The organism is Longispora sp. NPDC051575 (genome assembly GCF_040681875.1).
Classification (GTDB): domain Bacteria; phylum Actinomycetota; class Actinomycetes; order Mycobacteriales; family Micromonosporaceae; genus Longispora.
In genome coordinates this window covers 1-12,133 of the sequence record NZ_JBFAZP010000015.1, presented here as the reverse complement: position 1 = coordinate 12,133, position 12,133 = coordinate 1, and the positions used below count along the sequence as shown (strand labels likewise).

12 protein-coding genes are annotated in these 12,133 nt (G+C 72.4%); 3 read left to right on the top strand and 9 right to left on the bottom strand.

Translation table 11 applies throughout. From position 1 onward, the window contains the following. Positions 1-127 precede the first annotated feature (127 nt). The gene (gene xerD, locus AB0M43_RS35695) at positions 128-1,066 is read right to left on the bottom strand and encodes a site-specific tyrosine recombinase XerD (RefSeq protein WP_363731362.1); all 939 of its coding nucleotides are present in this window, start codon (positions 1,064-1,066) and stop codon (positions 128-130) included. A 151-nt stretch (positions 1,067-1,217) separates the two neighbouring features. Next, a complete protein-coding gene (gene ald, locus AB0M43_RS35690; protein ID WP_363731360.1) occupies positions 1,218-2,333 on the bottom strand; it encodes an alanine dehydrogenase in 1,116 nt (371 codons plus the stop codon). 357 nt (positions 2,334-2,690) lie between these two features. On the opposite strand from ald, the gene AB0M43_RS35685 reads away from it, so the two are divergent. Continuing rightward, positions 2,691-2,906, top strand: a complete 216-nt coding sequence (locus tag AB0M43_RS35685; protein ID WP_363731357.1) for a DUF4190 domain-containing protein — start codon at positions 2,691-2,693, stop codon at positions 2,904-2,906. A 152-nt stretch (positions 2,907-3,058) separates the two neighbouring features. After that, positions 3,059-3,361, top strand: coding sequence for a hypothetical protein (locus tag AB0M43_RS35680; RefSeq protein WP_363731354.1), 303 nt, complete (start codon positions 3,059-3,061; stop codon positions 3,359-3,361). Positions 3,362-3,370: 9 nt separating this feature from the next. Here AB0M43_RS35680 and AB0M43_RS35675 read toward each other — a convergent pair whose 3' ends face one another. The 3 genes from AB0M43_RS35675 to AB0M43_RS35665 are packed head-to-tail and all read right to left on the bottom strand — an operon-like array spanning position 3,371 to position 4,805. Beyond that, the gene (locus AB0M43_RS35675; protein ID WP_363731352.1) at positions 3,371-3,934 is read right to left on the bottom strand and encodes a GNAT family N-acetyltransferase; all 564 of its coding nucleotides are present in this window, start codon (positions 3,932-3,934) and stop codon (positions 3,371-3,373) included. Continuing rightward, entirely contained in the window at positions 3,916-4,323 is a 408-nt protein-coding gene (locus AB0M43_RS35670; RefSeq protein ID WP_363731350.1) for a rhodanese-like domain-containing protein, read from the bottom strand. The genes AB0M43_RS35675 and AB0M43_RS35670 overlap by 19 nt, the downstream gene beginning before the upstream one ends. Further along, positions 4,320-4,805 carry a cysteine dioxygenase family protein gene (locus tag AB0M43_RS35665; RefSeq protein ID WP_363731348.1) on the bottom strand — a complete coding sequence of 162 codons (486 nt, stop codon included), beginning with the start codon at positions 4,803-4,805 and terminating at the stop codon, positions 4,320-4,322. Before AB0M43_RS35665 ends, AB0M43_RS35670 begins: the two co-directional genes overlap by 4 nt. A gap of 209 nt (positions 4,806-5,014) precedes the next feature. Between AB0M43_RS35665 and AB0M43_RS35660 the strand changes: the two genes are divergently transcribed. Beyond that, the gene (locus AB0M43_RS35660; RefSeq protein WP_363731346.1) at positions 5,015-6,046 is read left to right on the top strand and encodes a hypothetical protein; all 1,032 of its coding nucleotides are present in this window, start codon (positions 5,015-5,017) and stop codon (positions 6,044-6,046) included. A 51-nt stretch (positions 6,047-6,097) separates the two neighbouring features. On the opposite strand, the gene AB0M43_RS35655 is transcribed toward AB0M43_RS35660, so the two are convergent. The 4 genes from AB0M43_RS35655 to AB0M43_RS35640 all read right to left on the bottom strand — a co-directional run bounded on the left by AB0M43_RS35655 (position 6,098) and on the right by AB0M43_RS35640 (position 11,673). Then, a complete protein-coding gene (locus AB0M43_RS35655) occupies positions 6,098-6,673 on the bottom strand; it encodes an NUDIX hydrolase (protein WP_363731343.1) in 576 nt (191 codons plus the stop codon). Then, positions 6,670-8,385, bottom strand: a complete 1,716-nt coding sequence (locus AB0M43_RS35650) for a CTP synthase (RefSeq protein WP_363731340.1) — start codon at positions 8,383-8,385, stop codon at positions 6,670-6,672. Before AB0M43_RS35650 ends, AB0M43_RS35655 begins: the two co-directional genes overlap by 4 nt. Before the next feature lie 79 nt (positions 8,386-8,464). Continuing rightward, the gene (locus tag AB0M43_RS35645; protein WP_363731337.1) at positions 8,465-10,630 is read right to left on the bottom strand and encodes a hypothetical protein; all 2,166 of its coding nucleotides are present in this window, start codon (positions 10,628-10,630) and stop codon (positions 8,465-8,467) included. Then, complete coding sequence (locus tag AB0M43_RS35640; RefSeq protein ID WP_363731335.1) at positions 10,630-11,673, bottom strand: glycosyltransferase family 4 protein; 1,044 nt, start codon at positions 11,671-11,673, stop codon at positions 10,630-10,632. The genes AB0M43_RS35645 and AB0M43_RS35640 overlap by 1 nt, the downstream gene beginning before the upstream one ends. Between the last annotated feature and the right edge of the window lie 460 nt (positions 11,674-12,133).

The window sequence follows — 12,133 nt, the reverse complement described above, 5'->3', positions numbered from 1 at the left end:
CAAATCGGCGCTGCCGGGGCAGCGGGGCGGACCTGCCCCGACTGTAACCCACCCTTGCGACGCGCCCATGCCTGCGCACTCCGGCGTGTCGTACGCCGAGCGTGCCCCGGACACGGTACTGGACAGATCAAGCGAGTGCTCGTGGATGCGCCGAGGCGTACACCTCGCGGAGCCGCTCCACGGTGACCAAAGTGTAGATCTGTGTGGTGGTCACGGAGGCGTGACCGAGAAGTTCCTGGACGACCCGGACATCGGCCCCGCCGTCGAGCAGGTGGGTGGCGTAGGAGTGCCGGAGCGTGTGTGGACTGATATCGGAGGAGATTTCAGCTTTTTCCGCCGCCTTACGCAGGATCGTCCACGCCGACTGCCTCGACAGTGGAGTCCCACGGGCATTCAGGAAGAGTGTCGGATTTCCGCGTCCGGCCGCCGCGAGGGTCGGGCGACCCCGGACGAGGTAGGCGTCGAGGGCCCGGCGGGCGTACCCGCCGACGGGGACGAGGCGGGTCCGGCCGCCCTTGCCGTGCAGGGTCGCGACGCCGGCTGTCAGATCCACGTCATCCACGCAGGAGCCCACGATCTCGGAGATCCGGGCGCCGGTGCCGTAGAGGAGTTCGAGGAGCGCCCGGTCGCGCAGGCCGCGCGGGGTGTCGTCGCCGGCGGCCGCGAGGAGGCGTTCGACGTCGCCGACCGGGAGCGCCTTCGGCAGCCGGCGGGGGGTACCGGGCGGCTTGACGTCGCGGGCCGGGTCCACGGCGGACAGCCCGTCGCGCACGGCGAACCGGTGCAGGCCCCGCACGGCGCTCACAGTCCGCGCGGCCGACGACGCCGACAGCTTCGGGTGCTCGGCGTCACCCTCGCGCAGCCGGGCCAGGAACTCGGTGATGTGCGCCTCGGCGACCTGGGCGAGGTCGGTGACCCCGACGGCGTCCAGATAGGCGGTGTAGCGGGTGAGGTCGCGCCGGTAGGAGGACAGGGTGTTGGCGGCCAGGGCGCGCTCGACGGTGAGGTGGTCCAGATAGCCGGACACCGCCCGGGACAGTGCCCCGGGCGGTGTCGGTTCGATCATGCGACGAGGGTACGTCATCCGCCGCGTCCGCACGCCGTGCTCGCCGGGCGGGGTGGGGATGACGCGCGCCCGGCCCGTCCGCCTCACCGGAGCGAGGTGGACGGGCCGGGCGCGTGGTGCCGGTACCCCGATGGGGGTGTCGATCCGGCTCTTAGGCCAGGGCGTCCTCGAGGGTGAGCAGGCTCATGCCGGTGGCCTCGGCGACCGGGCCGTAGGTGACGTGGCCGGCGTGGGTGTTGAGGCCCAGCGCGAGGGCGCGGTCGTCGCGCAGCGCCTGCTTCCAGCCCTTGTTGGCCAGCTCCACCGCGTAGGGCAGCGTGACGTTGGTCAGCGCGTAGGTGGAGGTGTGCGGCACGGAGCCGGGCATGTTGGCGACGCAGTAGAAGACCGAGTCGTGCACGCGGTAGACCGGGTCGGCGTGCGTGGTGGCCCGGGAGTCCTCGAAGCAGCCGCCCTGGTCGATGGAGATGTCGACGAGCACGGAGCCCGGCTTCATCCGGCTGACCAGCTCGTTGGAGATCAGGGTCGGGGCCTTGGCGCCCGGCACCAGCACGGCGCCGATGACCAGGTCGGCCTCCAGCACGGCCTTCTCGATCTCGAACGCGTTGGACGCCACCGTCTGCAGGTGACCACGGTAGATCTCGTCGGCCTGGCGCAGCCGCGCGATGTTCTTGTCGAGGAGGGACACCTCGGCCTGCATGCCCAGCGCGATCGTCGCGGCGTGCTTGCCGGAGACGCCGGCGCCGATGACGACGACCTTCGCCGCGTGCACGCCGGGGACGCCGCCCATCAGGACGCCGCGGCCGCCGGCCGGACGCATCAGGTGGTACGCGCCGACCTGCGGGGCGAGCCGGCCCGCGACCTCGGACATCGGGGCGAGCAGCGGCAGGGAGCCGTCGGGCAGCTCGACGGTCTCGTAGGCGATGCCGGTGACCTTCTGGGTCACCAGCGCGTCGGTGCACTCCTTGGAGGCGGCCAGGTGCAGGTACGTGAAGAGGACCTGCCCCTCGCGCATCCGGTGGTACTCCTCGGCGATGGGCTCCTTGACCTTGAGGATCAGGTCACCGGTCGCCCACACGTCGTCGGCGGTGGGCAGGATCGTGGCGCCCGCCCCCGTGTACTCCGCGTCCGTGATCGACGAGCCGGCCCCGGCGCCCGCCTCGATGTACACCTCGTGCCCGTTGCGGACGAACTCGTGCACACCGGCGGGAGTGATAGCCACCCGGTACTCGTGGTTCTTGACCTCGCGCGGGATTCCGACCTTCACCTGACAGCCCCTTCGATCTTGGACACGGCGTCATTGCCGCCTGTAACTGCGGAGTCTAGGACTCAGGCGGCCCGGCAACCCGTGACAGACCGTAACCTTCTTGGGGTTGAGCTTGTCGATGTGTAGCCCTCGTCCAGATCAACTTCGCAGTTCCAGCATATCTTGCCCAAGATTGTCGGATATTAGGTGAGCCCGTGCACCCTGATATCACACGTACGGTGGAAGCGCCGACCGGAGAAATCCCCTAAGGTCATCCCCCGTGACCGTTCCTCCGTTCGGGGACGAGGACACATCACCACACACTTCGGTCGTCACGAGGTCACACTCAGTGACGACACCTGACCTCAAGGATTCACTGTGACTCAGCCCGCTGGCAAGGACAACACCCAGCTCTTCGGCATCCTCGGCATCGTGTTCGCCTTCTGCTGCTCGCCCGTCGGCGTGATCTTCGGTTTCCTGTCGATCAACCAGGCCAAGAAGACCGGCGGCTCGCAGACCCTGGGCCAGGTGGCCATCGGCCTCTCGGCCGTGCTCTTCGTCCTGAGCCTGGTCTACAACTTCGTCATCCGCTAACCCGCGGCACACGAAACGCCGGTGCCGGCGACCCCTCCGGGTCGCCGGCACCGGCGTTTTCGCCTCCCGGGACGCGTTCCCGAGCGGGGCGCCCGTCGGGAACCCCGGGGCCGCGCCCGCGCTCCACCCGCTCCCGCTGGTACAACAGTCCTGTGCGCACGAGGCAGCCCTACTGGCAGAGCTACTGGTACGACCTGCGCCTGCGCGACGAGGGCGCCGCGTCGTTCGACCCGCTGGGGCCCGGCTGGCCGCAGCGGATCCCGAACACGTGGCTGGCGACCCGCTCGGTGCACGAATTCGCCACCCGGGTTCTCACCGACGCCGTGGACGAGCTGGACGACCTGCGCGGCGAGCTACGGATCCTCGTCTACACCGAGGCCACACCCGGGCCGGACACCGAACCGGTGCTGGTCCGCTCGATCGAGCTGCCGGGCCGGGCCCGGGGGCGCCACTGAGCGGGGTTGTCACGCGGCCCCGGCGCGCCACTCCCCGACGCCCAGCCGGTACAGCACGTGCGGGCGTACCCGGCTGCCCTCCGGCACCATCGGGTGCTCGAAGTCCTCCGCCGGGTCGCGGTGCATCCCGAGCCGGCGCATCACGGCCATCGAGCGCTCGTTCGACCAGGCGGTCACGGACACGATCTCGGCCAGCCCGCCCTCGGTGAACCCGAACTCCAGCGCCGCCCGGGCCGCCTCGGTCGCGTACCCGAAGCCCCAGCCGTGCCGGGCGAACCGCCAACCGACCTCCACCGCCGGGGTGAACGGGGCGGCGAACGTCGCCGGTTGCAGGCCGGTGAAACCGAGGAACTCCCCCGACCCCCGCAGCTGCACGGCCCACAGCCCGTAGCCGTTCGCGTCGAAGCCGCCCTCGATCCGGTCCACCATGGCGTCGCTGGTGGCCCGGTCCTGCACGGACGCGAAGTGTTCCATCACCTCCGGGTCGGCGTTGAGCGCCGCGAACGGCTCCCGGTCGTCATCCCGCCACCGCCGGAGCAGCAGCCGTTCGGTCGTCAGCTCAGATCCACGCATCCGACCAGGCTAGCCCCGCGGCCACCGCGCGTGGGGTACCCGAGGGCCGCCCAGTCCTGGAAACCGCCGATCAGGTCGGTCGCGTCGAGCCCCAGGGCGCGCAGGCTCGCCGCCGCCAGGGAGGACGCATACCCGCCGGAGCAGAACACGATCACCGGGCGCTCGTAGGAGGCCTCCGGCAGCCGGGCGTCACTGCGGGGGTCGAGGCGCCACTCCAGGACGTTGCGTTCGATGATCAGCGCACCGGGGATGTGCCCCTCGGCGGCGCGCTGGGCCACCGGGCGGATGTCCACCAGCAGCGCCCCGCGTTCCACGGCGTCGGCGGTCGCGGCGGAGTCCAGGCGGCGCAGGTCGGTACGCGCGGCCGCCAGCAGCTCGTCGATGCTCACCACGCCTCCCCCTCGCGGTCGACGCCGAGTACCCGCAGGCCGTCGGCGTCGAGTTCGTAGCGGGTCATGGTGGTCAGGCGCGGGGCGTAGACGTGCACGGACAGGGCCGGCTCGGTGCCGCGGTTGGTGAGGCGGTGCACGTGGTGGGGGCCGAAGTCGACCGTGGCGCCCCGGCTGTGCGCCTCGACGGTGAACAGACCGCCGTTCGGTCCGGCCCCGGGTCGCGGCCCGGCCTCGGCCGGCAGTTCCTCGGTCAGGGTGCCCGCGACGACGGTGAACGCGCCGGCCGCGCCGCCGTGGTCGTGCAGGTCCGTGCCCTGCCCGGGGCCCCAGGTGATCAGCCACACCTCGTGGTGCTCGTCGGCGGCGATCCGGGAGTACCAGCGCTGGTCGGGGTCGACGCGGGGTGTCACCGGCCAGGTGGCGGGGTCAGCCGCACAGGCGCGGGCGAGCTCCGCGAGGTCGAGTACCGATGTGCTCATCCACCTGCCCCTTTCCGCCAACGATCTCCGTAGCGGAAAGAGTAACCCATAATCCCTACCGAAGAAGTAGGGAACTCGGGAAGAAAAGGGAGGGCCAGATCACGCGGCGGATGCCGGGGCCGCCATCATCGGCGGGTTGCGCCCGCGATGGTCGACCTGTGGCCTCCTGGCGTCGGATTTCCCGCCGACCGCCCCACTACCCTCGACGCGTGGACACAGCACCCCTGCCGCCGGAGTTCCAGGCCCGGCTGGCCGGTCTGGAGGCGTTCGGGCGCACGACGACCCGGCTGCACCCCCGGCCCGGCCCGGTCACCGCCGCCGACAGCCACGTCGGCGGGCCGCTGCTCTGGCCCTCCGACGAACCCTGGCCGGTCTGCGACATCCCGCACCAGGAGCTGGAGGACGTTCCGCTGCCGGCCGAACTCCTGGAACGGCTCGCGGCGGCCGAGGCGCGCCGCACCCAGCGCCACGTGCTCGCCGACGGCGAGTCCGCGTTGCTCGACGAACTCGCGCGGCTGGTCGGCCCCGGGTACATCGGTTGGGGCACCGGGGGCGACGGTCCGGCGGTCGGCCACCGGTACGCGTCGCGGGCGCACGTCCCGCCGAATCCGCTGGTCGCGGTGGCCCAGTTGCGGGCCGCCGACATCCCGGACCTGCCCCGACCGGGTGGCGCCGACCTGCTCCAGGTGCTGTGGTGCCCGTTCGACCACCCGCACGACGGGATCGTGGGGCCGACGCTGCGGCTGCGCTGGCGCCGCGAGGCCGACGTGCGGGGGGAACCGGCCGAGCCGCCGGTCGGCGCGTCCGGCGAGGAGGAGTACCTGCCCCGGGCGTGCCGGCTCCACCCGGAACAGGTCGTCGAGTACCCGGATCCGAGCCACCTGCCGCCCGACCTCCGCGCCGAGGTGGCGTCGTGGCCGGAGGACTACGGCACCGCCCTGCTGGCGCCCGGCTGGAAGGTCGGCGGGCACGCCGCCTGGACGACCACCGACCCGGTGCCGACACCGTGTCCGCGCTGCTCCGGGCCGACCGGCCTGCTGCTGGTCATCGCGTCGGCGGAGTACGACGGCGGCACCCGGGACCGCTGGCGACCCGTCGAGGAGCGGCACATCGACTGGGCCCACCCCGACCGGCTCACCCTGCAGGAACCCACCGGGGTACAGGTCGGCCGCTGGGGGTCACTGCGGCTGTTCGCGTGCCTGACGTGCCCGGACACGCCACTCGTGCTCAACCTGCAGTAGAGAACGTGAACGTGGGGAAGGGCCCGGCCGTCCGGGCCCTTCCCCACGGCGTCAGACCGCGCGCAGCGGCTTCCAGTCCAGGTCCCGGGCGCGGGCGGCGGCCAGCACCCCGGCCAGGCACGCGCCGTTGGTGATCTCGCCGGACAGGGCCATCGCGCACGCCTCGTCCAGGTCGATCCAGTGCGTGGTCATGCCGGCCTCCTCGTCCGTGCGGACGTGCCGCTCGGACTCGGGCACGGCCGACAGGCCCCGGGCCAGGAACAGCCGGATCCGCTCGTCCGAGCAGCCCGGGGACGGGTTCAGGTCGACCAGCAGCGCGTAGTTCGCCGCGACCAGGTCGGCCTCCTCCGCGAGTTCGCGGGCCGCCGCGTCGACCAGGGGCTCGCCGGGCACGTCGATCAGCCCGGCCGGCAACTCCCAGAGGACCTTCGCGACCGGGTGCCGGTACTGGCGGACCAGGAGGACCCGGCCCTCCTCGTCCACGGCGACGACCCCGACCGCGCCGACGTGGCGCATGTAGTCCCGCTTGGCGACCCCGCCGCCGGGCATCCGGACCTCGTCGGTGACGACGTCGAACATCCGGCCCTTGAAGTGCTCGACCTGACCCAGTACCTCGAAATCGGTCATTTCTTGCCCTTGGCCGGAGCCGCCGGAGCCGCAGCCGCAGCCGGGGCGGCGGCCGGGGCCGGCGACTGGTAGGCCAGCGCCGCCGACACGAACGCCGTGAACAGCGGGTGCGACCGGGTCGGCCGGCTCTTGAGCTCCGGGTGCGCCTGGGTGGCGACGAAGAACGGGTGCAGCTCGCGGTCCAGCTCGACGAACTCGACCAGCTTCCCGTCCGGCGACGTGCCGGAGATCCGCAGGCCGGCCTTCTCCAGGGTGTCGCGGTAGGCGTTGTTCACCTCGTAGCGGTGCCGGTGCCGCTCGGACACCTCGGTGGTGCCGTAGGCCTCGGCGACGAGGGATCCCTCGGTCAGCACCGCCGGGTACGCGCCGAGGCGCATCGTGCCGCCCAGGTCACCCTTGCCGGCGACGATGTCCTCCTGGTCGGCCATCGTGGAGATGATCGGGTCGGTGGCGTTCTCGTCGAACTCCAGCGAGTTGGCCCCGGCCAGGCCGGCGATGTCGCGGGCGACCTCGATGGACATGCACTGCAGGCCGAGACACAGGCCCAGGGTCGGGATCCGATTCTCCCGGGCGTAGCGGATCGCGCCGAGCTTGCCCTCGATGCCCCGGACCCCGAAACCGCCGGGGATCAGGACCGCGTGCACGCCCGCGAGGGCCTTCTTCGCGCCCGCCGGGGTCTCGCAGTCGTCCGAGGCCACCCAGCGCAGGTTCACCCGCGCGTAGTTGGCGAACCCGGCGGCGCGCACGGCCTCGGACACCGACAGGTACGCGTCCGGCAGGTCGATGTACTTGCCGACCAGCGCAACGGTGACCTCGTGCTTCGGGTTGTGCACCCGGTCGAGGAGGTTGTCCCACGCCTTCCACTTCACGTCCCGGAAGGACAGGTTGAGCCGGCGCACCACGTACGCGTCGAGGCCCTCCTTGTGCAGCACCTTCGGGATGTCGTAGATGCTCGGGGCGTCGGGGGCGGCGACGACCGCCTCCTGGTCCACGTCGCAGTACAGGCTGATCTTGTGCTTGAGCTTCTCCGGGATCTCCCGGTCGCTGCGGCACACGATCGCGTCCGGCTGGATACCGATGTTGCGCAGCTGCGCCACCGAGTGCTGGGTCGGCTTGGTCTTCAGCTCGCCCGACGGCGCCAGGTACGGCACCAGCGACACGTGCAGGTAGAAGCAGTTGTCCCGGCCGATGTCGTGCCGGATCTGCCGGATCGCCTCCAGGAACGGCAGCGACTCGATGTCGCCGACCGTCCCGCCGACCTCGGTGATCACCACGTCGGGGGCCTTGCCCGTCTCGTCCGGGTCGGCCATGGCCCGGATCCGGGCCTTGATCTCGTTGGTGATGTGCGGGATGACCTGGACGGTGTCGCCCAGGTACTCGCCGCGCCGCTCCTTGGCGATCACCTCGGAGTAGACCTGGCCCGTGGTGACGTTCGCGCCCCGGTAGAGGTCGCGGTCCAGGAACCGCTCGTAGTGACCGATGTCGAGGTCGGTCTCCCCGCCGTCCTCGGTGACGAAGACCTCACCGTGCTGGAAGGGGTTCATCGTGCCGGGGTCGACGTTCAGGTACGGGTCCAGCTTCTGCATGACGACCCGCAGTCCGCGGGCGGTCAGGAGATTGCCGAGACTCGAGGCGGTGAGGCCCTTACCGAGCGAAGAGGCGACGCCCCCGGTGACGAAGATGTGCTTGGGCGTGCGAGCCGTAGCGGCCAAGACCTGCTCCCGTGGTCGTATCGGGCGCGGTTCGGATCCGCGCATCCCACGGGGTTTCAGCCTAGCAGTACCTCGCTGATCAGGGGCTGAGTGGTCGACGCTCGGCCGGATGGGGTATTTCCACCGGTTTAACGGCAGGTTGCTCGCCGGTATGCGGCTCCTCGACGTGACGAACGACGCGCAACCCGGCCAACAGGAGCACCGGCACGACCGTCGCCGCCGCCGCGCCGGCCGCCATCACGCCCCCGCCGTCCAGGAGGCTGCCCAGGAGCGCGGCGGTCATCGCCCCGTACACGCCGCCCCGGACGGCCGGATGGAGCCCGTACACGCGCCTGAGGCCGCCCCACGGGCGCAGCAGGACGAAGTAGCCGTACAGCCCGGCCGCCAACGCCAGCACCGTCAGCGGACTGGTGACGAACGCCACCACGTTCGCGCTCCCGAGCCGCTGGAAGATCACCTGGCCCTGGCCGGCCTCCGCGAGCAGCCGGCCCACGTTCCCGCGCTGCTCCGCCGGCCGCGACAGGTCCACCGCCACGAACAGCACCGTCACCACCGAGCCGGCCAGCACCGCCCCGGCCAGCCGGGAGAACGTCAACCAGCCGCCCCGGGCCAGGGTCGCCGCCACGCACACGCCGACCATCAGGGCCACCGCGCCGCCGGGGTCCGAGCCCAGCGGGGGCGCGCCGACCAGCAGTACCCCCGCCAGCCCCACGCCCAGCACCACCCACGCCCGCCGCCGGCGGGGCACCAGGCGCTGCGCCAGACACGCCGCCCCCAGCAGCAGCCCGGCCGCGAACACGCCCAGGCCGATCGTGCCGATCCCCGCGTAGCGCACCCCGGCCAGCGTCGAATAACCCGCCACCCCGTTGAGCTGCAACCGCGAACCGGTCAGCACGTCCACCCCGACCACCGTCGCCGCGATCGCCGCGACCAGCGCCAACGGCCCCAACGGCCGCCGGCCCCACTTCGAGAACCACACCGCCGCCGTCAGCCCGGCCAGCACCACCAGGCCGATCAGGGCGAACCACCGGTCCGGGTTCGCCGTCCGCCACCACGGCACCAGGTCCGCGACCAGCGCCGCCGGGATCGCCAACGCCGAAGCCAGCAGCGCCACCTCCAGCACCCGCAGCAGCCCGGCGGGCGGGGGCGGCGACGGATGCCGGCGCCGGGTCCGCCGCAACCACCGCAGGATCGGCACCATCACGACCATGAGCAGCAGCTGCACGCCCACCAGCGTCAGGAAGAACCGGTCGGCGACCCTGCGCTGGGCCCCCGCCTCCCGGTCCGCGTCGTCGAGGTCGCGCACCGCGTCGGCCAACGCCGCCGGCCGGTCGTCGCCCGCGCGGGCCACCGGCTGCCCGATGAACAACGTCGCCGGCCGCGCCCGGCCCAACATCCGCAGCACCGTCGGCGCCACGTCCACCAACTGCAGGTAACCGGGCCGGTTCGTGCTCGGCGACACCAGCCAGCCGCCGCCGAAGCCCGGGCCGTCCACGATCGCCACGTGCAGCCGGGACGGCGCCTGGGTGTCGGCCACGCCCACCACCGTCACCAGGGCCTTCGCCGGCCGGGCCGCCAGTACCTTCGCCGCCGTCGCGTCCACCTTGCGCGCCGCGGCCTGCCGTTCAGGACCCTCACCGGCCACCGTGCCCGCGTCCACCACCGACAGCACGCACTGCGCCAGGGCACGCTTCAGGTCGGCGGGCGGCTCCGCCGCGTACCGGTCCACCCGGCCCGCCGACCGCGCCATCGCCACGGCGGCCCCCGGCCCGATCGCCGTACTGCACCGCACCGACTCCGCCAACGCCCCCGGCCGCGCGCCCCACGGCCGTCCCGTGTTGTGCTCGTCGACCGCGATCTGGTCGGCCACGAACGCGCCCTCGCCCTGCACCTCCAGCGGCACCGACCACGCCGGGCAGGCCGCCTTGTCCGGCGACAGCGGCGGCCGTTCGGCGAAGTTGCCCGCCCCCAGGGTCAGCCAGCCGTCCAGCGGACAGGTCAGCGACCGGGCCGAACGCGCCGACAGCGCCCCGATGGAACCGCCCTCCGCGAGTTTCCACAGGGTGGGGGTGTCGGTCGGGTTCAGGTCGTCCCAGCGCAGGCCGGCGGCGCCGATCACGACGGCGTACTCGACCTCGGCGGGTTCGGCGGCGGCCGGCGACGGCACACCGACCAGCACGGCCACGGCGGCGAGCACGGTCAGCGCGAGCCGGCGCAACGGGCCGGAGGGTCGTGGCAGCGTCATCAGGAGCCGGTCAGCTCCCGGTAGCAGGCCTCGGCCTGCGCGACGGTGTCGGCCTCCGACGGCCAGGTCGCCGCCCGGACCCTGCCGCGTTCCACCTGCCGCCCAGCTTTGTCCGCGTCCCCCAGCAGCCCGGTCACGGCCCGGTCGAGCGCGTCGACGTCGCCCGGCGGGATCAGGGTCGCCCCGTCACCGAGCAGCCCTGGCAGCCCGCCGACATTGGTCGCCACCAGCGGCACCCCGGCCCGCAACGCCTCCTGGGCGAACAGCTGCCGCGCCTCCCACACGCTCGTCACGACGGCCAGGTCGGCCGCCGCGAGCAGGTCGGCCACATCGCCACGGTGCCCGAGCAGCGTCACCGGCGCACCCGCCTCCGCGATGGCCGCGCGCAGTTCCGCCTCCGCCGGGCCGGAGCCCGCGATCAGCACCCGGGTGTCGGGCCAGCGCCGGGCCGCCTCGATCAGCGTCGGGTAGTTCTTCTGCGGGTGCAGCCGCCCCACAGACAAGATCACATTCTTTTCCGGGTACTCCTTCCGCAGAGCGGTACCCTCCCCCACCGGCAGCGGCGGCGCCCCCACCGGCGCGAGCCGCACATCGCGGCCGCCCAGCTCCAGCACCCGGGCCACCAGGTCGTCAGACACCCCGAGGGTCATGGTCGCCCGCCGGGCCACCACCCGCTCCAGGGCCGCGAGAACCTTCGCCTTCGGACCGGTCTTGTCCAGCACCTGGTTGTGCCACGACACCACCAGCGGCCTCGCCCCCGCCAACGCCGCGACCAGCCCGGCCCGCAGCCCGTGCGCGTGCACCACGTCCGGCCGCATCGCCCGCAGCTCCGCGCGCAGGTTCCACACCGCGACCGCGTCCTTCGGGTGCGGGCCGGCCGAGATCTCCACCGGCCGGAACAGCGGGAACCCGAACCGCTCCCCCACGGCGCGCGGGCCGAACACGACCACCCGGTGGCCGGCTGCGGTGAGGCCTTCGACGAGGGAGGCGACATGCTTGCCCACCCCGCCGGTACTGGTCGCGAGCACGAGCGCGATCTTCACGACGGACTTCTCCTCCGTGTTCGATGGGGACCATGGACGGCCCGGGGTGCTACGGAGCCCCGCCGAACAGCATGCCCGGTCCGGACGCCCGATCACGGCCCGGGGTCACCCGACGCGCCCGGAACCCGATCGACCCGGGCTCCGGCGCACCACGAACCAGCAGCCGGCCCATCGGATTGCCGCACCGCCGGCTGACCGGATCCGACTCCCCTCCCCACCGACTTTCGCCCCGCCAGAACCCCGGTTCATGACACGGGGTAGTCCGTGGCGGGTTCGGCGGGAGAGAGAAGAGCCTTTGACTCTCTCCCACCGAACCCGCCACGGACTGTTTCCAGCAGCACGCGAGAAGGCCGTTGGGTTTGGGTACGAAGGGAGTCAAAGGCTCTTCTCCCTGACGAAACCAAACCCAACCCCGCCCCAAAAAAGGGTATAAAAAAACCCCCCCGAAGGCTGGCCGCCG

What these genes read in the sequence shown, in the direction of transcription:
- xerD (WP_363731362.1), bottom strand. Translation starts at nt 1,066, where the DNA reads ATGATCGAACCGACACCGCCCGGGGCACTGTCCCGGGCGGTGTCCGGC.
- AB0M43_RS35675 (WP_363731352.1), bottom strand. Translation starts at nt 3,934, where the DNA reads ATGCGTGGATCTGAGCTGACGACCGAACGGCTGCTGCTCCGGCGGTGG.
- AB0M43_RS35665 (WP_363731348.1), bottom strand. Translation starts at nt 4,805, where the DNA reads ATGAGCACATCGGTACTCGACCTCGCGGAGCTCGCCCGCGCCTGTGCG.
- AB0M43_RS35655 (WP_363731343.1), bottom strand. Translation starts at nt 6,673, where the DNA reads ATGACCGATTTCGAGGTACTGGGTCAGGTCGAGCACTTCAAGGGCCGG.
- AB0M43_RS35645 (WP_363731337.1), bottom strand. Translation starts at nt 10,630, where the DNA reads ATGACGCTGCCACGACCCTCCGGCCCGTTGCGCCGGCTCGCGCTGACC.